General features: G+C 40.7%; 16 protein-coding genes and 1 tRNA gene. 5 read left to right on the forward strand and 12 right to left on the reverse strand.

Annotation, left to right across the window (positions count from 1 at the left end):
- Nucleotides 1-68: 68 nt before the first annotated feature.
- Nucleotides 69-3,191, reverse strand: a complete 3,123-nt coding sequence (locus ACOVQQ_RS04055; protein ID WP_421817055.1) for a UvrD-helicase domain-containing protein — start codon at nt 3,189-3,191, stop codon at nt 69-71.
- 128 nt (nt 3,192-3,319) lie between these two features.
- Between ACOVQQ_RS04055 and ACOVQQ_RS04060 the strand changes: the two genes are divergently transcribed.
- Nucleotides 3,320-3,928 carry a superoxide dismutase gene (locus tag ACOVQQ_RS04060; protein ID WP_421817056.1) on the forward strand — a complete coding sequence of 203 codons (609 nt, stop codon included), beginning with the start codon at nt 3,320-3,322 and terminating at the stop codon, nt 3,926-3,928.
- A gap of 253 nt (nt 3,929-4,181) precedes the next feature.
- Here the strand turns inward: ACOVQQ_RS04060 and ACOVQQ_RS04065 are convergent, their stop codons facing one another.
- The 6 genes from ACOVQQ_RS04065 to ACOVQQ_RS04090 form a co-directional block, all read right to left on the reverse strand.
- Nucleotides 4,182-4,739 carry an OmpH family outer membrane protein gene (locus tag ACOVQQ_RS04065; protein ID WP_094486338.1) on the reverse strand — a complete coding sequence of 186 codons (558 nt, stop codon included), beginning with the start codon at nt 4,737-4,739 and terminating at the stop codon, nt 4,182-4,184.
- Nucleotides 4,740-4,953: 214 nt separating this feature from the next.
- Nucleotides 4,954-5,787: a class I SAM-dependent methyltransferase gene (locus ACOVQQ_RS04070; protein ID WP_421817057.1), complete on the reverse strand. Its 834-nt coding sequence runs from the start codon at nt 5,785-5,787 to the stop codon at nt 4,954-4,956.
- The gene (locus ACOVQQ_RS04075; RefSeq protein ID WP_421817058.1) at nt 5,784-6,269 is read right to left on the reverse strand and encodes a hypothetical protein; all 486 of its coding nucleotides are present in this window, start codon (nt 6,267-6,269) and stop codon (nt 5,784-5,786) included. Before ACOVQQ_RS04075 ends, ACOVQQ_RS04070 begins: the two co-directional genes overlap by 4 nt.
- Nucleotides 6,270-6,286: 17 nt before the next feature.
- Nucleotides 6,287-8,158: a tRNA uridine-5-carboxymethylaminomethyl(34) synthesis enzyme MnmG gene (gene mnmG / locus ACOVQQ_RS04080; protein WP_421817059.1), complete on the reverse strand. Its 1,872-nt coding sequence runs from the start codon at nt 8,156-8,158 to the stop codon at nt 6,287-6,289.
- A 29-nt stretch (nt 8,159-8,187) separates the two neighbouring features.
- On the reverse strand, nt 8,188-8,607 hold the full coding sequence (gene ybeY / locus ACOVQQ_RS04085) for an rRNA maturation RNase YbeY (RefSeq protein WP_421817060.1): 420 nt from the start codon (nt 8,605-8,607) through the stop codon (nt 8,188-8,190).
- Nucleotides 8,600-11,932 (reverse strand): hypothetical protein, encoded by a 3,333-nt coding sequence (locus tag ACOVQQ_RS04090; protein ID WP_421817061.1) that lies wholly within the window; start codon nt 11,930-11,932, stop codon nt 8,600-8,602. The genes ybeY and ACOVQQ_RS04090 overlap by 8 nt, the downstream gene beginning before the upstream one ends.
- 223 nt (nt 11,933-12,155) lie before the next feature.
- On the opposite strand from ACOVQQ_RS04090, the gene gltX reads away from it, so the two are divergent.
- Nucleotides 12,156-13,670 carry a glutamate--tRNA ligase gene (gene gltX, locus ACOVQQ_RS04095; protein ID WP_421817075.1) on the forward strand — a complete coding sequence of 505 codons (1,515 nt, stop codon included), beginning with the start codon at nt 12,156-12,158 and terminating at the stop codon, nt 13,668-13,670.
- Between the two features lie 48 nt (nt 13,671-13,718).
- Entirely contained in the window at nt 13,719-14,699 is a 981-nt protein-coding gene (locus tag ACOVQQ_RS04100) for an SPFH domain-containing protein (RefSeq protein WP_421817062.1), read from the forward strand.
- Nucleotides 14,700-15,073: 374 nt separating this feature from the next.
- Here ACOVQQ_RS04100 and ACOVQQ_RS04105 read toward each other — a convergent pair whose 3' ends face one another.
- Both ACOVQQ_RS04105 and ACOVQQ_RS04110 read right to left on the reverse strand, forming a co-directional pair.
- Nucleotides 15,074-15,433, reverse strand: a complete 360-nt coding sequence (locus ACOVQQ_RS04105) for a hypothetical protein (RefSeq protein WP_421817063.1) — start codon at nt 15,431-15,433, stop codon at nt 15,074-15,076.
- A gap of 317 nt (nt 15,434-15,750) precedes the next feature.
- Complete coding sequence (locus ACOVQQ_RS04110) at nt 15,751-16,323, reverse strand: hypothetical protein (protein ID WP_421817064.1); 573 nt, start codon at nt 16,321-16,323, stop codon at nt 15,751-15,753.
- 388 nt (nt 16,324-16,711) lie between these two features.
- Here ACOVQQ_RS04110 and ACOVQQ_RS04115 point away from each other — a divergent pair, with 388 nt between their 5' ends.
- A complete protein-coding gene (locus ACOVQQ_RS04115) occupies nt 16,712-17,107 on the forward strand; it encodes a helix-turn-helix domain-containing protein (protein WP_421817065.1) in 396 nt (131 codons plus the stop codon).
- 5 nt (nt 17,108-17,112) lie between these two features.
- Here the strand turns inward: ACOVQQ_RS04115 and ACOVQQ_RS04120 are convergent, their stop codons facing one another.
- Nucleotides 17,113-17,424 (reverse strand): YtxH domain-containing protein, encoded by a 312-nt coding sequence (locus tag ACOVQQ_RS04120; protein WP_421817066.1) that lies wholly within the window; start codon nt 17,422-17,424, stop codon nt 17,113-17,115.
- Nucleotides 17,425-17,427: 3 nt separating this feature from the next.
- Entirely contained in the window at nt 17,428-19,425 is a 1,998-nt protein-coding gene (locus tag ACOVQQ_RS04125) for a glutamine--tRNA ligase/YqeY domain fusion protein (protein WP_421817067.1), read from the reverse strand.
- Nucleotides 19,426-19,470: 45 nt separating this feature from the next.
- Between ACOVQQ_RS04125 and folB the strand changes: the two genes are divergently transcribed.
- Nucleotides 19,471-19,845, forward strand: coding sequence for a dihydroneopterin aldolase (gene folB / locus ACOVQQ_RS04130; protein ID WP_421817068.1), 375 nt, complete (start codon nt 19,471-19,473; stop codon nt 19,843-19,845).
- A 147-nt stretch (nt 19,846-19,992) separates the two neighbouring features.
- Here folB and ACOVQQ_RS04135 read toward each other — a convergent pair.
- A tRNA-Cys gene (locus ACOVQQ_RS04135) sits at nt 19,993-20,063 on the reverse strand.
- Nucleotides 20,064-20,125 lie beyond the last annotated feature (62 nt).

The following is a 20,125-nucleotide window of genomic DNA, read 5'->3' on the forward strand; positions in this document are numbered from 1 at the left end:
TAAGTTCGATTTAAAAATTTTATCGGAACTGCTTTCTTTGCGCGGTTAGCAATATATTCTTTGTCGCTTTAGGGAACTAATACAACCTCCAGTTCTTCCGAAGTATAAACCAAGGCTTTCTTTACAACTTCTAATCCCATTTCTTGCAAAACTGCCGCATATGAGTCTAATTGTTTCGCGTGTTCACCGCGTTTACTTCCGGTTTTGTAGTCCAATAATGCAACCTGATTTTTATTCAAAAAACTCACGCGATCAGGTTTTAAGATCGGTGCATGAGCTGAAAGTATAGCCTGTTCGGTTATGGTTTTAACGTCGTGACTAAAAAACTCGCTTAAGTCGGGATGCGCAACTATTTTCTGCATTTGCACGCTAATCGGCGCTAACTCGTCTGTTGTTAACTTGCCCGATTGCACGGCTTTTTCGATCACGCTTTGCACGTCTTCTTGCTGTTTAACTTCTGCCAATAATTCATGCAGTAAAATCCCTGTTGCCAGCGCTTTCTCTGCAGCTGATCCCCACAGCAGTGCGGCTCGATCGGCAATTTTTATTGCATTTCGCTGTTCTTTCTGAGGTGTTCGCGATAAATAATCCACAGAGATGCTGTCGGTAGTGGCTGTTTTTGAAGTTGTATCATCTCCAAAAATAAACGATTGCGATTCTGACGCTTGCATACCAAAATCGGTCGCAAAATTGGTCAAAATAGTTTCAATGTTAAACGGATTTGAACTCGATTTCGGCGGCGGAACGGTTACGATATGCAAATGTTCTTCGGCGCGAGTAAACGCCACATAATACTGATTCATTTTATCCGTTTGTCGCTGTTGCTGTACTTCTGTGAAAACAGCACCAGCCGTGTCGTTCAATACGTCCAATTTTGCGTTCGAATCAATTAAGGTGAGCGGTAATTCTATATCTTCAGCTTCGTTCGGAATCCACAATTTTTCCGATGGAGCGTTTCGCGGTGTAGCAACAAACGGATAAATAACAACGGGAAATTCGAGTCCTTTCGACTTGTGTACCGACATCAACTTCACGGCATCCACTCCTGGTGGCGGCGCTACTGCAACTTCCAAACCTTTCTTTTCTTCTAAAAACTCCAAGAAATCTTGCAAACCTGTGAGTCCTCTCGCTTCACATTGCAAAGCTAAATCGCCAAAAACCTGCAAATACGCATCGCTAAACGCGTGTTGTTTTTGCGCTTCTAACCAAACCGTACACAGGTGAATTACTTCGAAAATACTCATCAATCGCAGTGTATCGAAATTTGCTGGAAAGGCTGCAGAATTAGGAAAATCAACTTTTTTCGTTTCGCGCCATTGTGCCAGATTCGAAGCGATATACGCGTCGACGGTCAAAGCTGTTTGCAATTGTGCTAGCTGGTACAAAAATTCAAACTGGCCGTTGGTATCCTCCGGATTATACAAAAGCTGTAGCAAGGCTTTTATCAACTTAACATCGGGCGAGGCTTTTATTTGCAGCGATTCGGCGCTTAAAATCGGTATGTTATTCTCTAGTAAAACCTCGGAAATCTTATACAATTCGGCATTTTTATTACTGAGAACGGCTATGTCTTGGTATTTGAATCCCAAACTTAAAAAATAACGAATCGAATCAATAACCACATTTTCGTGTTCGGCAATATCAGATACGGTAACTCGAACACTACCGCCCTGCTTGCTGTTTGGCTTCTGCGATGCTGTTTCGCTGTATAGTGCTTTGGTGGATTCACTGGCTAGAAACTCTTTCGAATAATCAAAAAATGCGTTGTTAAAAGCAATCACGTTACTAAAACTTCGGTAATTGGTATCGAGTATAAAAGTTTGTACATCATCGTTCACAAAAGGTTTATTGGTCTGGTTGGCAAGACCTTGCAACAATTCTGCTCGTCCGCCGCGCCAACGATAAATGGCCTGCTTCGGATCACCAACAATCATTAAAGTTCCTTTGGTTCCGTCTTCCGACATTCCGGCTGTGGTATTGTCGATTAACGGAACCAGATTGTTCCATTGCAGCTCCGAAGTATCCTGAAATTCATCAATAAAAAAATGATCGTACTTCTCTCCTATTCGTTCGTAAATAAAAAGTGCCGGTTGTTGTTGTAAGTTGTTGGCAATTATTTCGTTGAATTCAGATAGTGGAATTTCGTCTCGCTCGCGCTGCACTTCTCGAAACTCTTTGCGAATTTGCAACAGTAAAGACATCCCAACAATCTTATCTACAATTAATTGAAATCTGCTTCTTCGCGTACGGAGCTCATAAATCAGTTGCATTTTGGCAAGCAGTTTTTCTAAATCTGAAAGCAAGGCCGGCGTATCAAATCCTTTCTTAACGCGAAGCGATTCAATACTCTCGAACTTTTTGTCGAAATACTTGTCGTCTTGCGTCTGTATTTGCGAAATGAATTTCGAATTTGCTGCTATAAACGGACCCTGTTCCCACAAGCGGTCGAAATCTGCCTTTATTTCTGACGAACGTTTGGCGAGCTCCGATTTTACCTCCGAGATTTTCTGCCGAAGTTGCTTCTGAAAACTGCGAAAATCGAACATACTGAAATCGCGCAGTTCCTCTAATCCCGATTTAAAATCGTCTTTAGTTATTACTTCGGCATCGCGATACAGCTGTTGCTGAAACATGCGATGACTGTTGCCTTCTTCAACATTATTCTCGAGATGTTCCAACAAAATTTCGGTCAGAATAGGATCGTTTCCTGCATCATTAATCACTCGTTCTACCGCCTCTTGCAAAATGGTTTTGGTGTCGAGTGTGACATCAAAATTTACCGGTAAGTCGAAATCGACGGCAAAAGCACGGATAACACGATGTGTAAATTTATCCAAGGTCATGATGTCGAAGGAGGCGTAATTGTGCAACAAGTTCTTGACGATGGCGTTGGCATGTTGCTGAATTTCTTGCTCCGATTTTCCTATTTCACTGCTAATTAAAGCGCGGTATTCTCGCATTTTGTCGGACGGTTCATCGAGCGAAAAGGCGTATAAACTTTCCAAAATCCGACTCTTCATTTCGCTGACAGCTTTGTTGGTAAACGTAACCGCCAAAATGCGTTTGTAGGCATCAACACGCGAGCTACGTAGCAGGATTTTCAAATACTCTTTAACGAGTGTGTAGGTTTTACCCGATCCGGCCGAAGCGTAGTAAATTGAAATTGATGGAGTTTCAGAAATTGTCGGCATGTTTTAAGCAGTTTTCTAAACGCAGATTTTTTTTCACAAATTAGCTAAAATATAACTTTACTTTACCAATAAGCCCGCAATTTATTACCTAAATTTGAAGTCCTTTTGTTAAACTTAAAAACAACATTATGGCTTTTGAATTACCAAAATTACCTTACGATTACAATGCTTTAGAACCGCACATCGATGCGCGCACGATGGAAATCCATCATACAAAACACCACAATGCCTACACAACCAATTTGAACGCTGCGATTGCGGGAACTGATTTAGAAGGACTTACAATTGAGAACATTCTAATCAATCTCGACAAGAAAAATGCTGCTGTTCGCAACAACGGAGGCGGTTTTTACAACCACAATTTGTTTTGGACTGTATTGTCGCCAAACGGCGGTGGTTTGCCAACAGGCGAATTAGCTGCGGCTATTGAGCGCGATTTTGGAACTTTCGACGAGTTTAAAGCAAAATTTGCGAAAGCGGCAGCAACACAATTTGGCTCAGGCTGGGCTTGGCTTTGCGTGAAATCAGACGGAAAACTTGAAGTATGCGCAACACCAAATCAAGACAATCCGTTGATGCCTGAAGTTGGTTGCGAAGGCACGCCAATCTTAGGATTAGACGTTTGGGAACACGCGTATTACCTGAATTATCAAAACCGTCGCCCAGATTACATCGAAGCATTTTTCAACGTCATCAACTGGACCGAAGTAGCACGCAGATACGCGCTCGAAAAATAAGATAAATCATTGATTTTTTTGAAATTTAAAAACCGTCTCATCACTGAAGAATGAGGCGGTTTTTTATTTGGGCAGTTGCCGGCTACGTCCTTACGAGACAATTGCAGAGCGCCGGCACCGCGCCATTCGCTATATCCCCTCCTAAGGTCGGGGGATGCCGCTGCTGTCGCTACTGCGAAAAATCGTTCCAAAAAAACGAGCATAAAAAAACCCAGATTGCTCCGAGTTTATGTTCTTTAGTTTCGTGAAAAGATTATTTTTTTTCAGCTGTTTCTTTCGCTGGCGTAGCTTTGTACTTCTCGTTCAACAACTTAACGATTTCTTTAGTGATATCTTCTTTCTCATCACCGTACAAAATGGTTGCTGTTTCGCCTGTTCCAAAAATGTATTTGTAACCGTTTTTCTTTCCGTAATCTTTGATAAACGATTTAACGTTTTTCACCAACGAGTCCATTTCTGTACCCATTTGTTGCTGTAACTGCTGTGCAACTGCTTGCGCAGAATACTGCAATTCTTGTTGGCGACGTTGTAGCTCCGCTCCTTTTTGTTGCGCCCAAGCTTCGCCGTTTGCTCGTGCACTTCTCTCGAAGTTCTCGGCATCGGCTTTAAAATTTTGTTCGGCTACTTCAAACTTTCGACCGGCTTCCTCAGATTTACTTTTGTACTTCGCTTCGATATCTTTTGCTTCTTCATACTCTTCCATCAATTTTGCGGTATCGATGTACGCATATTTAGCTTCTTTTACTTCTGCGGTTTTCGAACACGCAAGTGCTAAAAGTCCGAACGCAAGAATTACAACTACTTTTTTCATTATTCAATTTTAAAATCGTACAAATGTAGAAATTTTGAAATGCAACAAGAGGATTTTCTTAAAATAAGATAAATCTATTATAATCGATCTTGTTATTAGATTCGCTTATTAAAAACGACTTAAATAAATGCATTTTAAGGCGCTTTCAGGATTTCCTAAGGTAAATTATTGTTTCAATCCGCAATCGTTGAATAGCGGCTAAATAAACGGCTTTTTACGATTTTTGAGCGATGTAAATGAGGCTCGAGTATTCTTTATTGCCTAAAGCTTTCCAGTTTGAGCGTAAGCCAATCCAAAATGCTTTAAAGATTGAAGTACGACCGTTTTTATATTTCTCAGAAAGAAGTGCAATGTAAAAAGCGTCAAAAATCATGGGTTTAATCGCGCGCATCTCAAAACCGCTTTCTTTCAACAATTGTTGCATCCCTTTTTGGTTGAAATGCCATAGGTGTCTTGGCACATCGTAAGCAGCCCAAAAAGCGCCGTAATAATCTGCGTCAAACGATTTATAATTCGGAACAGCGATAACCAGCAAGCCATCCTTATTCAAGAGCTCGTGGCAGTTTTGCAGGTGTGCTTTTGGATCGGGTATGTGTTCGAGTACATGCCACATGCTAATTGCATCGAATTGCTGTCCGGATACTTGATCTAGCTTTTCGAACAACTTTACACCTTTTTCGGCAGCATGCTTACGGGCAACTTCGCTTGGCTCCACACCTTTTGCCTGCACATTTACTGTTTGCAACAATTTTACAAAAGCAGCAGTTCCGGCGCCAATATCTAAAACCGTCTTTAAATTTCGTTTGTACTGAAACAACAAACGTACTTTTTTAGATAGCATGTACTGTTTGACCGACTGATAAATCTTGTTGACGAAGCCGGTATTATTATCGGTATGGGAAATATAATCGTCGGATTGATAGTATCTGTCGATATCGGCAGGTTTAGGAAAAGTTTCCAAAGCTTGTAGCGATTCATTAAAACGCAGCTCAAAAACTTCTTTTGAAACGCTAAAATCGGTCACGTGTAAATTTTCGGTAGCGCTCATAATCGGAGGTATTGTTTTTTGAAATCGTTTAAGAAAGCAATCATTTCCTGATAAATTATATGCGATTCATCGAGCGCATCGTTTCCACCGGCATCTACAGCACTTATGGCTACGAAGTGGTTAGCTGCCATTTGATCAGCTGTAATATCGTCGACCAAACCGGTGTATTTAAAATTGTATTTTTCAAAATAGCGGTCAAAATCGTTTTTGCTGTAAAAAAGCAACCGAATAGGTTGGCCGTTTACGTTTACATCTACATCAAAGTCTTCGCCTGTAACGCCAAAGCGAGCGCGCATGTAGTTTCGGAAATGCAGTTCGTTGTTTCGGTTCTCAAAAATGAAAGCATTTACCGCTTTGTTCGAAACCATCTTTCCTTCCACCGCAATGAAATAATCGTCTACTAATGTCGATTTGCCGGCGCCACAGCCGTTGAGTAGAAAAAGTAAAATTGCGCTAAGGCTTATAAACAGTGCTTTTCTCATTTGTGTTCCACGTGAAACTACCTACCCATATGCACAAGCAAAACCGAAATATCGCTGGGCGATACGCCGCTAATTCTCGATGCTTGGCTTAAAGTGATTGGTTTAATAGCCGTTAATTTCTGCCGTGCTTCAATCGACATAGATTTGAGCTGCATGTAGTCGAAAGTTTCTGGAATCTTGATGTCTTCCAATCGCTGCAATTTGTCGGCTTGATTGCGCTCCTTTTCTATATAGCCCGAATACTTCACAATAATTTCGGCTTGTTCTAGTATCTCATCATCCAAATCTTTGTCTGCGAAAAACGCCTGTACTTTCTCGAGTTCGCGCATCGCAGCTAAATCTATTTGTGGACGAGAAAAAACTTTAAACATTTTATCGCTTTGAACAATCTCTGCCGATTCACGTGCAACCAATATCGGATTAACCTCTGCTGGCGTAACACTCGTTTCTTTGAAAAAAGTCACCACATCTTGGGCTTTCGCATACTTCTCTTCCATTCTGCGTAAGCGCGATTCACTAGCCAAACCGATATCAAATGCTTTTCGCGTTAAGCGTTCATCGGCATTATCCTGACGCAGTAAAGTTCGATACTCCGCACGCGAGGTAAACATACGATACGGCTCTTCTGTTCCTTTGGTAATCAAATCGTCGATCAGTACACCAATATAGGCTTCGTCACGTTTCAAAATCAACGGCTCTTGCTCGCGTAACTTTAAAACAGCATTAATCCCTGCCATGAGTCCTTGCGCCGCTGCTTCTTCATATCCCGTAGTTCCGTTAATCTGTCCTGCGAAATACAAATGATCGATAAGCTTTGTTTCAAGCGTATGCTTGAGTTGCGTTGGCGGAAAATAGTCGTACTCTATGGCATAACCCGGTCGGAGAAACTTTACATTTTCAAAACCAACGACCGAACTTAGCGCCTTGAATTGCACGTCTTCAGGTAACGAAGTCGAGAATCCGTTTACGTACATTTCGCGTGTTTTCCATCCTTCAGGTTCAATAAACAATTGATGGCGCTCTTTGTCTGCGAAACGATTTATCTTATCTTCAATCGATGGACAATAACGCGGACCGATACTTTTAATTCGTCCGTTAAACATGGGAGACCGATCGAAACCGCTGCGCAACAAATCGTGAACTAGCGGCGAAGTATAAGCCATATAGCAACTCTTTTGCTCCTGTAAAGGCTGCGATAAATTGCTGTAACTAAATTTTTGCGGATCCGTATCTCCCGGCTCTTCTTGTAGCTTACTAAAGTCGATTGAACGGGCATCTACTCGCGGCGGCGTGCCTGTTTTCATACGTCCGCTTTCAAATCCATGATCTTTTAAAATCTCCGTGATTCCAAAAGCAGCCGACTCACCCGCTCTACCTCCACCAAATTGCTTCTCGCCAATGTGAATCAATCCGTTTAAAAACGTCCCATTGGTTAGCACAACAGCACGGCCTTTGATTTCGATTCCTAAGCTTGTTTTCACACCAGCAATAGCGTTTCCTTCAAACAACAAACCTGAAATCATTTCTTGATAGAAATCTAGATTGGGGGTATTTTCCAGCATGTCGCGCCATTCTTCCGCGAAACGCATCCGATCGCTCTGAACTCTCGGCGACCACATCGCTGGTCCTTTCGACTTATTAAGCATCTTAAACTGAATGGCCGTGCGGTCCGACACTATGCCCGAATATCCACCCATCGCATCGATCTCGCGAACAATTTGTCCTTTTGCGATACCACCCATAGCCGGATTACAAGACATCTGCGCAATTGTTTGCAGATTCATTGTTACCAGCAAGGTATTTGCTCCCATATTTGCGGCGGCGGCAGCGGCCTCACAACCTGCATGTCCAGCGCCAACCACAATCACATCGTATATATCTTTAAACATAATTCAGTGTTCCACGTGGAACAATTAAGTTAGCGTTCCACGTGGAACATTTTTAATGCTTCGTCTTCCAATTTACGCATCTGCACTTCATCGTCTTCCGATTTATCTTTGAAGCCACATAAGTGCAATACGCCGTGAATAATTACTCGCCGTAGTTCTTCGTTAAATTCTGCTCCAAAATCAACGGCATTCTCAGCCACTCGCTCGGTCGAAATAAATACATCTCCGCCGATTTCATTGCCTACCGTATAGTCAAAAGTGATAATGTCTGTTAGCGTATCGTGGTTCAAAAACCGCTGATTCATATCTAACAAATACTCGTCGGTGCAAAACACATAACTGATTTCACTAATCGACTTCCCGTGCTTATGCGCTACACGTAGAATCCAATCGGCAACTAATTTCTCGTCTGTTAACTCAAAGTCTGTTTCACTGTGAAACTCAATCATTGCTAAAATAGTTTTGAACCTTCTTTCCGTAAATGGCGCGCAAAGGTAAGGCTTGTCTGTTTAATATTTCAATGCTGTTTAAATAGTCGCGTAAGGCCGGACTTATCTCAGGCGCGTTATTTGAAAACGACTTCTGATTGGTTTGCGACTGTCGTTTATTGTCTTCGCCTTGTTCGCGAATTGCTTTCTCTAGCTTCAACAATTCTTGTTTAATCGCTTGTACACGCTGTTGCAAATTATTCTTGAAACCTTGATTCAATAATTGCTTTTCCAATTCTTTCATTTGATTCAAGGCATTTTGTCCAGCTCCTGTCATGCCTTTTCGCTCCAATTCTTTCGATAAAGCTTCCCGCAATTGCTGCTGCTGTTTGTAAATCTCCATAATGGCTTTCGCATCTCCTTCTCCGTCTTCTCCCGATTCACCTTCGCCTTTACCAGAGCCCGACTTACCACCTTCTTTACCGTTCGGCTGACTTCCGCCTTGCTGCTGCCCATTCGGTTGGTTTCCTTGATTTTTATTTCCCTGTTGTTGCCCCATCTTCTCCCCCAAACCTTGCTGCTTTTGAATGATGTCCGGCAACTGACCGCCTTTGCCCGAACCTTGTCCCGGACTAGGCGTTCCTTTGCCACCACTACCCGAACCACTCATACTCATTTGCATGCTATTCAAAGTTTCAGACAACATATCGGCCAACTTATTGCTACCAGAAACTGTATACTGCTGATGAAACGTTCCGCGGCTTACATTACCTTCCACCAATTGCTCCAACGACTTTTCAATGTTGTACGTAATTTCTCCAATTTCTTTATTGACCTCCTCCGCAATTTTCGGATTGCGTAAACTCAGTGCAAACAAGCTATCGTCTACGTGCTGAAACTGCTGTTTTAAATCTTGCTGCTTCTTAAGTTGTGTATTGTATGAAGGCGAAGAACGCTGCAAGCTTTGAAACTTCTTCATAAGAGATTCCTCAGAAAACGAAAAAGACAACAGATTGTCCAAAATCTGACGCAGCGTTTTTGCATCTTCCTCGTTAGATTCAGACTCGCCAGACATCATCGACTCCGCCATCATTTGCGACATTTCTTTCATCTTTTTAGCCGCAGCTTTTTGCTTAGGCTTTGCGCCCGATTGATTATCTTGCTTAAGCGACTCGCCCGCTTTATTCATATCTTCTTTAACCGACTCCTCTTTCTTCTGATCGCTTGGTATTTCCAACGGAGCTTTTAATTCTTCATTATCTTTCTTCAATTGCTCCAACTGCTTTTCTACATCTTCGAATTCTTTCTTTAAATCCTCTTGTTTCTTGTCTTCGTTCGGAACTTGCTCCTCGGCGAGCTGCTCCTGCTTTTGAGCTAATTCCTCCAACTTTTTAGCAAGTTGTTCCGTTTTTTTCTTTACATAAAAACGCTTAGTCATTTCAACAAGTTGCTTCAAATTTCTGGTTTGAGATTTGGTCATCTTTTCCAACTTATCCATCTTCTCTAACAAATCTTCTTGCTTCAACTTATCCCCCAGCTCCTTCAATTCATCAAGAAGTTTCTGAGTCTCTTCAGATACCTTTTCACTTTTCTCAAGACGTTTTTCGAGATCTTTTTTCTCCTCGTCGTTCTTACCTAATTCCGACTTCTGTAAATTCTCTTTTAACTTCTCGGCAAACTTCTGCATCTTCTCTTCGGTTTGCTGTTGCTTCTCGATAAAGTCTTCTAACTTTTGTTTGTCTTTGAACGACAAATTGTCCTTTTCTCGAGATAATTTTTGAAGTTTATCCAGCTCGCTCAATTGCTTATTTTGCTGGTTAGTGCTCTTCTCTAAATTACTAATTGCCGACTTTTGATCTTGCAAAAACTGATCATTTCGTTCATCAGTCGTAAGAATTCGCTGCGAAAAAACTTCAGATCTCGCCGCCTTTGCACCGTTTACACCGTCGTTATCAAAAATCTCAAAATAATATTCATAGCTAACGCCTTCTACAACGGGTAAAGTAGACGGAAATGTAAAAACAAAACGATCGTATAATCCAGACTTAGCACTAAAGTTAAAACGACGTTCCTCTTGAGGTTTTCCCGCTGGATAATAAACGACCTGAAACTTGCCTAAACCGTGATCATCCGCAAGCTCTCCCACTACAACTTCTTTCGCAACACCTAACGAATCGGGCGCATGCTTCGCATTGATTGTAGGATATTGATCTTTAACCACTGAAATCTGATATTTCAAACGCTCGTAATCAGAAACTCGCTGATTGGCTGTAGTGATCTCGTAAGATAAAGCATCGCGCAGCTTACGGCTATAACTAAACATTTGCTCATTATTGGAAAAAGCTTGCTTTCCATCTGGAACGTTGAAATAAACTGCCGTTGTAGCTTTTGTATTTAAAATCCACGAAACCAAAGTTCCTTCTGGAACTACGGCATTGCCAGTCCCCGAAACTAATTCGGCACGCTTTTGCAAATAGGCAGGATACTGCAAACGCATTTTGAAATCGACTATACTTGGCACTTGCGCAACTTGTAATGTATACTCTTTCGATTGAAAACCGTTTGCTTCCAAAACAAACGTAACTGCTTCCTGTAGGGAAGTGAATTCATACGTAAAAACACCCGGCTCTTCACTATCCATTAAAAAAATGCGTTCGCCAATCAATACCGAAACTTGTTCCGGAACTACCTTACCTACTGTTTCTGCACGCAGCGTAAAACTCTGACCTTCTACTCCCGAAAGTGCACTTTTTATGACGAACTTAAAAGGAGCTGGCTTAGCAAAATACTCCGAATAGCGAACCACGCGATTTAAACTTCCGGAAAGCACAGATGAATTACCAGAAACAAAAAAATAAGCAACAACAAGAATCGGCAGTATAGCCAGCGGTAAATATCTTTTTGTTTTCGAAAAATCGATGGCATTGGTGAACGGGACCGGCGCCAAAGTAGCTGCTTTTTGATCGATCGATGCCAAAAGTAATTCCGACTTCTGAGGCTCGGCTGTTAATTGAAGGAAATTCAGCAGACGGTCGTCGACATTTGAAAAGTGTTTTCCAATAATCGCGGATGCTTGTTTGTAATTAATTCCCTTTCGGATTTTAAACAACTTTGCTAAGGGCCAGGCTAAGTATCTTCCAAAAAGAAAAACTTCTACTCCAACAAACAACCAAAAAATTACGGTTCTAGAGGCTGAATCCAGCCAAAGAAAATATTCGATTAAAGAGGTAAAAAGCAAATACAACAAGCCCAAGCCCACGAAAAAAATGGCTCCACGTAATACCTCGTTGAAGTAATACTTTCGGATAAAATCCTCTAATTTATCGAAGATGATTTTCTGCTGCATCGATTACGTACTTTTTAACCGATAAAAGTAGCATTTTCGCTGATTCTGTATTGTTAATTCCTTGCTAAGCTTCTCGCAACAATAAAATACTGAAAAATAATTGATTAGCAAATCGAAATCGCGATTGGGAAGTAAAATCCGCATTTCAAATCGTTTCCTGCTTTATAATTTCGCATAAGCGAGCACCATAAAAATGGGTTGATTATCTTTGCATCCTAAAAAAATCGCTATGTCTGTTCGCGTTCGTTTTGCTCCTAGTCCGACTGGGCCATTACACATTGGTGGTGTAAGAACTGCTTTGTTTAACTATCTTTTCGCTAAGAAAAATAAAGGAACTTTTTACCTGCGTATTGAAGATACCGATCAAACTCGATTTGTTCCCGGAGCAGAAGAATACATTTTTGAAGCTCTAGAATGGTTGGGGATTTCACCGGATGAAACGGTTGGGAAAAATGAAAAATTTGGACCGTATCGCCAGAGCGAGCGCAAACATTTGTACAAGCAATACGCCGACGAATTGGTTGCCAAAGGCTTTGCCTATTATGCCTTTGATAGCGCAGAAAGTTTAGACGCGCTGCGAAAAAATGCAGAAAAAGAAGGAAAAACTTTCATTTACGGACCAACCAGTCGCAACGGCTTAGAAAATAGTTTAAGCCTTTCGGCAGAAGCAGTTAACGAGCGTTTACAACGTGGCGATGCCTACGTTATTCGTTTCAAAACTGCTGCCGATACGGAAATTTATACCCAAGACATCATCCGCGGACGCATGCGTTTTGAAACCAATTTGCTCGACGATAAAGTCTTGTTTAAAAGCGACGGTATGCCCACATATCACCTTGCAAATATTGTAGACGACCATTTGATGGAAACCACACACGTGATTCGTGGCGAAGAATGGTTGCCTTCCCTACCCTTGCACTTTAGCTTGTATGAAGCATTTGGTTGGCAACGTCCGGAATTTGCACATTTACCGCTCTTACTTAAACCACAAGGAAACGGAAAATTATCTAAACGAGACGGTGATAAATTTGGTTTCCCTGTTTTTCCGTTAGATTGGATTGGAGACGACGGAACAAAATCGGCGGGATATCGCGAAGGCGGATTTTTCCCGGAAGCTGTTGTTAACTTCCTTGCACTTTTGGGTTGGAACAACGGAACCGATCAGGAGATTTTTTCATTGGAAGAGCTAAGTGAATTGTTCGATTTAGAACGCGTTCACAAAGCTGGAGCAAAATTTGATCCGGAGAAGAACTTGTGGTTTAATCACCAGTACTTACAAAAAATTACAGACGAAAAAGGCGGTGAATTATACCAAAAAGAATTGGCTTTACACGGCTATGAAATTCCGATGAACAGCGCTGTACGTGCATTCACGCTGATAAAAAATCGCGCAAACACGGTAAAAGATTTTTACACACTAACCTCGTACCTATACGAAGCGCCAACAACCTACGACGAAAAAATGCGTTTGAAATGGACGGTAGAAACTACCGATTACATTGAAGAATTGGTGGAAGTTTTACAGCAATCGACCAACGACGATAGCTATGCAATCGAAGAAGAAGTCCGTGCACATTTCGCCAAATCGAATGCAAATATGGGACGTATCTTACCTGGAATTCGATTGGCATTGGTCGGGGAAATGAAAGGACCGCACGTGTTCGACATCATTGAAGTGATAGGAAGAGCCGAAACTGTTAAACGTTTGCAAACAGGTTTACAAAAAATACCGTTGTAAGCTGTAACTAAATGACAGCTACTGCGTATCATTACGAAAAGCAGTATCATGTCTATCACTCTTATTGTAATCCTTGTTTTAGGATTCTTCATTTTTCTATCGGCTTTCTTCACCGTAAAGCAGCAAACTGCGGTGGTAATCGAGCGTTTCGGAAAGTTTTTAAGCGTGCGCAACTCGGGTTTGCAGCTGAAAATTCCGCTAATTGATCGAATTGCCGGACGCGTGAATTTGCGTATTCAACAGCTGGACGTCATCATTGAAACAAAGACCAAAGACAATGTTTTTGTTAAGATGAAAGTTTCGGTGCAGTTCAAAGTCATTCAAGATCGCGTTTACGATGCGTTTTACAAGCTCGAATACCCGCACGACCAAATAACGGCCTACGTATTCGACGTTGTGCGCGCAGAAGTCCCTAAATTGATTCTAGACGACGTTTTTGAGCGTAAAGACGACATTGCAATTGCCGTAAAACGCGAATTAAACGAAGCGATGGCCACGTACGGTTACGATATCATCAATACGTTGGTAACCGACATTGATCCGGATATTCAGGTAAAAAACGCTATGAATCGTATTAATGCCGCCGATCGTGAGAAAACGGCTGCTGAATTTGAGGCCGAAGCTTCACGGATTCGCATCGTTGCTAAAGCAAAGGCCGAAGCGGAAAGCAAGCGTTTACAAGGACAGGGTATTGCCGATCAGCGTAGAGAAATTGCTCGTGGTTTGGTAGAGAGTGTCGATGTTTTGAATAAAGTAGGAATTAACAGCCAGGAAGCATCGGCATTGATTGTGGTGACACAACATTACGATACCTTACAATCGATCGGTGCAGATACGAATTCGAACTTAATTCTGTTACCTAATTCGCCTCAAGCGGGCAGCGATATGTTGAATAATATGGTTGCTTCGTTTACGGCTAGCAATCAGATTGGCGAATCTATGAAAAGAGGCGGAAAACGCATTAAAGATGCCGACGTTTCTTACGAACCGCCCACGTATCCAGCTGCAGAACCGGAAACGGAAGCGTAAAACTTCTGACAAGAAAATAAAAAAACCACCGAACGCTTTGGTGGTTTTTTTTTGGCATGACTGTGCATAAAATGTTAGCTTAAACGAGTAATTCTCGCGAGAAGCTAATAATAAATGCACATTTCTAAACCCTTTACTAAGTCCTCTATCGTCTTTTTAACTTCAGATAAAAAAAGCGAATCAAAAAGAACAATCCTACAATGAGTAGGATATTGAAAGTTTGCCAAAAAAATAATGAAGTTTCCATAAAAAATAGCTATGCTTGATTTTAAAATTTTTGATTATGAGAACAGTAGTGCTAAAATATATAACTTTCTCATATTTAAAAAAAATTTCTTGCAAAGTGGAAAGCCGGTTTAACACCGGCTTGATTTCTATTCTGATTTCACTGCAATAACAACATCCTCTTTGAAGTGATATTCTCCTTTTCGATAGATTTCTTTGTTTGATAAAATCACCTCGTAGGTATAAACGCCTTTAGGCAGATTTAAGAAACATTCTTTTCCATCAACAGGAATAACAAGCTCTTTTTTTATATCGTCTTGCGTAGCATCCGAAACGCCGTAAATTTTAAATGTTATGCGCTCGGTAAGTTTGTTTTTGATACAAACTTGGTCGATTACGGTCTTGTTCGCATTGTTGTTTTTAGATGTGGCAAAAATGCTCAGACCAGAAGTGATAATCTCGGCACCACGAAGGATGTTTGTAGTGGTGGATTGGGCGCTCGAAAACATAGTTGTTAATGAAACAACCATTACAAGAATAATCCGTAAAATTAGCACTTTAAACTGTTTTAAAGATAAAGGTATGATCTTAAAAAAATAGCAACAGACAGTACCAGTGCAATTCCAAGAAGTACTATTTCGAAATTGTTGAAGTTTCTCGTTTTGTATTTATTCCAGGCTTTTATGGAAACAAAAATCAAACCGAATATTAGAATAAAAAGTTTTATCCAAATATCTATTTCTTGAAAAATGTATAAAATTGCTAGAACTACACTACAAACTAATAAGGAACTAATGTCTCGTTTACTATTCATGATTTATTTATATTAATTTTTGATACAACGTCTGTATGCTATGCGTGCGTTGGAATCGGCAGCCGCATGAATAGATGCTACAGCTGCATGACAAAGAATACCTGCAACTACGGTTATATCAGCCGAAGCACAACCTACGTGTCCAACGACAGCAGCCGCAAAATTAATTATGAGTGTATTTCTTAATTCATCTTCACAATCTCCATTGGTTACTGCAATAATAGGCTGCAAAATCGGATACAACTCCGGAACAAGTAAATCCTGCAGCTTTGTGGAACTTATTGTAGATAATTTGTACTTAGACTCTAGGGAAGAAAGTCTGTTTCGTTGAACCGTTAAATGGTTCCGATAACTAGATTCAGTCATACCAACTGCAGACAAAAATTTTCTTAACTCTGTTTGATCTCCGCTTCTCAAAAGATTTGAATTAACTAAAGAAATACCTGCTTCCTCAGCATTTTTTACTAGATTGTACTCAGAAACTACATAATCCTTAAAAGCTTTCTCATTTCTTAAACCTGACAAACTCTGTGCATTAGCGATAGTTGCAATAATGCTAAACAACAAAAACAAAATTTTTTTCATGACTTTAAAATTTAAAAATTACTAATTACATTTTCGTAATCCGTTGGCCATTGGTTACGGAGCAAAGTAATTAGATCATGAAAAAAAAGATGTAAGCATTTCACGCAATAATCTTGCAAAAAACGCAATAATCTTGCGAAAATCGCAACAACTAAAGACAAAAGAATTTCGTTGTACATCCCTGAAAAATACATCAAAAAAACTTTGAAAATTACCCGTGTTAAAAGTATAAAAAAACTACATAATAATTAAATAAAAAAATATAATTATTTGATTATAAATTTGTTACGATGTTATAACAAAGTAACATAGTTGTTAAAATAATGTTAATATTATATAACGTTTTATAAAATGCATAATTTTGAATAGCTATTAAATGTCTCAAACTATGAACTTAACTTTTGCAAAGAAAATACGTCAGTTGCGACTTTTAAAAAACCACACAGTGAAAGAAGTTGCTTATTACCTAGAAATAGACGCTTCAACCTATCACCGACTCGAAACGGGTAAATCATCAAATTGGTTAAAATACTTACCTAAACTTCTCGAATTCTATAAAATAAATGAAGAACAGCTTTTTTTAGGTTTGCCCGAAGATGTAGTTGTGCGCAAAGCAACTGGAAATAATCTTGCAGAAGATAGCTATCTCCTAAACTTTTTTCAGCAAGAAATAGAAAAAAGAGATGATTTATTAAAAGGCCTGAAAAAAGATCTGGAACAACTTCGAACTCTTAACGACAGACAATTTAAAGAACTACGATTTCTCAAAAAAAACACGCTTTAACTGAGCTACATCTTCGCCTTCAAGCTATCTAATTTCTCCTGAAGCGTTCTTAAAATCTCTGCTGCGCCGTCATCGGCTTTAGAAACTAATTCGTCCACTGTTTCGTCTAACTGCTCTTTGGTTATCTTTTGCGACTCGGCTAGTTGCAACAACTCTTGGATTTTCTGCGCAATTTTATCTTTCTGTTCTCCGATGCTGTCCTTAATTTTCCGACGCGTTTCGCTTCCTTTATCCGGTGCAAATAAAACACCCAGAGCCAAACCAGCAACTGCTCCTAAAGCGGCTGCTAGAAGTACTTTTGTTTGATCTTTACTCATAATCTACGCTTTTAGCTGTTCTAAAATTACCTGCAATCGCACATCGGAACGCGCTACCAAACCTTCGAATTTCTCGGCCGTTTCGGCATCCATCTCTGCATAACGCAACAAATCGTTTCCGCTGTACAATAAAAGTACAAATAACAACGAAACCTTGTTGTTGTTAATGTTCTTTTTAACAGCTTGTTGCAACAACGAGAAGTTCTTTATTTGTCCTAAACGAGCTTTCAATTGCGCTAATAAAGCCGTCTGTTCGTTTTCGTCGGTTAGTTTAAAATACCGATTGAGCTCTTTAAGCGAATTATTAATCAAATTTTCGTCTTGCTTGCCTTTCTCTTCCCACGAATCTTTCAAAGCTACCGTTCGGTTAAAAATCAGCTTACTTTCCGAACTATCCGTATCTACACAGAAATAGCCCAATCGCTGAAATTGGTACCTATTTCCAACCACAGCTGCTTTTAATCCGGCTTCTACTAAACCCGTAACGGTTTTAAGCGATTCTGGGTTCACAAATTCGAGGAAATTTCGCTCTTTGTGTGCATCGGGTGCCTCATCTAAAAATAATCGATCGTAGAGCCTTATTTCGGCTGGTATTGCGGTAGCAGCATCAACCCAATGAATGGTTGCCGCTACTTTTCGTTCACTAGCTTCGGTACCGCTTCCGCTCAAACTGTCGGGATCGTAAGTGGCGTGAATCGCTGTAATTCTCCCTTCTTCATCTTTTTCTACCGCAGTTGCTTTCACAATGTAGGCATTCTTCAAACGCACCTCTCCTCCTATCGACAAACGGAAAAACTTTCCGGTTACCTGTTCCATGAAATCGTCACGTTCGATGTACAATTCTCTCGAAAAAGAAATTGTTCTAAAACCTGCGTTTGCATCTTCTTGATTGTTTTCTGCTTTAAGCGAAAGCTGTTCGCCTTTCGGGAAATTCGTAATAATAAGCTTAACCGGATCGAGTACTGCCATAACACGCGGCGCTGTTTTATTTAAATCTTCGCGAATGCAATGCTCTAATACCGAAACGTTTATCAAGTTATCGCGCTTGGCAATTCCGATGGTTTCAGCAAATTTTCGAAGCGATTCGGGCGTATAACCACGGCGACGCAAACCAGAAATAGTCGACATCCGCGGATCGTCCCATCCATTAACGTATTTTTCGTTTACCAACTGCAACAATTTCCGTTTACTTACAACGGTATGACTCAGATTACGACGTGCGAATTCGCGTTGCTTCGGACGAATTGCCGTTCCAGTACCAATCTGATCTAAAAACCAATCGTACAATTCGCGGTGTGGTAAAAATTCGAGCGTACAAAACGAATGTGAAATTCCTTCTAGGAAATCGCTCTGACCATGTGCCCAGTCGTACATCGGGTAAATACACCAATCGGAACCCGTACGGTGGTGGTGTTTGTGTAAAATACGATAAATAATCGGATCGCGCATGAGCATATTAGGTGAACTCATGTCGATTTTAGCGCGTAAAATATGTGTTCCTTCTGCAAATTCGCCTGCTTTCATTCGTTGAAACAAGTCGAGATTTTCGGCAACCGCTCTGTTTCTGTATGGCGAATCGACACCAGGTGTAGTTGGTGTACCTTTCTGTTCGGCCATTGCTTCCGACGTTTGCGAATCGACGTAGGCTTTTCCTTTCTCGATGAGCATCACCGCCCAGTCGTACAGTTGTTGAAAATAATCGGATGCATAACATTCGCGATCCCACGAAAATCCGAGCCAGGCAACGTCGCGCTTAATCGCATCTACGTATTCTTGTTCTTCTTTTGCTGGGTTGGTATCGTCGAAACGAAGGTTTACAGGAGCTTGATAATCAATACCTAAACCGAAATTTAAATTGATTGCGCTGGCATGACCGATGTGCAAATACCCGTTAGGTTCAGGTGGAAATCGGAATCGCAGTTCGTTTCGATTTAATCCAGTTGCGAGATCATCTTCAATAATTTGCTCTATAAAATTAAGCGACTTGGCTTCGGTTGACATTTTTCGGTAATTTGCTGCAAAGATATAAATCCCTTTCGCAGAATTATGGCAACAGTTAGTGCTTCGATTGTATTAGATGAAATTCGTGTTTATGCGTACCACGGATGTTTGGCAGAAGAAACCAAAATAGGCAGTGATTATCGGGTTCGATTACGGGTTTGGGCCCATTTATCGAAGTCGGTTATTAGCGACGAACTTTCGGATACGGTCGATTATGTTTTGTTAAATCGAATTGTAAAAGAAGAAATGGCGATCCCATCAAAATTACTGGAACACGTTGCCGGACGTATTTCTGAGCGAATTTTCAGAGAAAGTGCTTTGGTTGAAGAATTAGAAGTTGAAGTAAGTAAAGTAAATCCGCCGATTGGTGGCGATGTAAGTTCAGTAACGATTTGTTTGAGGGAGAGATTGAAAGATTGAAAGATTGAAAGATTAAGAGGTAATTATATAATATCAAAATCTTGCTTCTTATTGATAAGAGACTAATTAGCTAATCTCGAAATTTCGCAATCTCAAAATCTCAAAATCTTCAAAAAAAAACCTTCAGAGAAATCTGAAGGTTTTTAGAGGCATCGAGCGGATTCGAACCGCTGTAGGAGCTTTTGCAGAGCCCAGCCTAGCCACTCGGCCACGACGCCATTGCGGTCGGCAAATGTACGTAATTATCTCAAAAATCAAAGCATCTGCACAAAACTCGAGA

This window comes from Flavobacterium sp. (genome assembly GCF_049240005.1).
Lineage (GTDB): Bacteria > Bacteroidota > Bacteroidia > Flavobacteriales > Flavobacteriaceae > Flavobacterium.

Excerpts from the sequence above, each read along its gene's own strand:
- ACOVQQ_RS04055 (WP_421817055.1), bottom strand. The coding sequence starts at position 3,191 with ATGCCGACAATTTCTGAAACTCCATCAATTTCAATTTACTACGCTTCG.
- ACOVQQ_RS04060 (WP_421817056.1), top strand. The coding sequence starts at position 3,320 with ATGGCTTTTGAATTACCAAAATTACCTTACGATTACAATGCTTTAGAA.
- ACOVQQ_RS04065 (WP_094486338.1), bottom strand. The coding sequence starts at position 4,739 with ATGAAAAAAGTAGTTGTAATTCTTGCGTTCGGACTTTTAGCACTTGCG.
- ACOVQQ_RS04070 (WP_421817057.1), bottom strand. The coding sequence starts at position 5,787 with ATGAGCGCTACCGAAAATTTACACGTGACCGATTTTAGCGTTTCAAAA.
- ACOVQQ_RS04075 (WP_421817058.1), bottom strand. The coding sequence starts at position 6,269 with ATGAGAAAAGCACTGTTTATAAGCCTTAGCGCAATTTTACTTTTTCTA.
- mnmG (WP_421817059.1), bottom strand. The coding sequence starts at position 8,158 with ATGTTTAAAGATATATACGATGTGATTGTGGTTGGCGCTGGACATGCA.
- ybeY (WP_421817060.1), bottom strand. The coding sequence starts at position 8,607 with ATGATTGAGTTTCACAGTGAAACAGACTTTGAGTTAACAGACGAGAAA.
- ACOVQQ_RS04090 (WP_421817061.1), bottom strand. The coding sequence starts at position 11,932 with ATGCAGCAGAAAATCATCTTCGATAAATTAGAGGATTTTATCCGAAAG.
- ACOVQQ_RS04100 (WP_421817062.1), top strand. The coding sequence starts at position 13,719 with ATGTCTATCACTCTTATTGTAATCCTTGTTTTAGGATTCTTCATTTTT.
- ACOVQQ_RS04105 (WP_421817063.1), bottom strand. The coding sequence starts at position 15,433 with ATGTTTTCGAGCGCCCAATCCACCACTACAAACATCCTTCGTGGTGCC.
- ACOVQQ_RS04110 (WP_421817064.1), bottom strand. The coding sequence starts at position 16,323 with ATGAAAAAAATTTTGTTTTTGTTGTTTAGCATTATTGCAACTATCGCT.
- ACOVQQ_RS04115 (WP_421817065.1), top strand. The coding sequence starts at position 16,712 with ATGAACTTAACTTTTGCAAAGAAAATACGTCAGTTGCGACTTTTAAAA.
- ACOVQQ_RS04120 (WP_421817066.1), bottom strand. The coding sequence starts at position 17,424 with ATGAGTAAAGATCAAACAAAAGTACTTCTAGCAGCCGCTTTAGGAGCA.
- ACOVQQ_RS04125 (WP_421817067.1), bottom strand. The coding sequence starts at position 19,425 with ATGTCAACCGAAGCCAAGTCGCTTAATTTTATAGAGCAAATTATTGAA.
- folB (WP_421817068.1), top strand. The coding sequence starts at position 19,471 with ATGGCAACAGTTAGTGCTTCGATTGTATTAGATGAAATTCGTGTTTAT.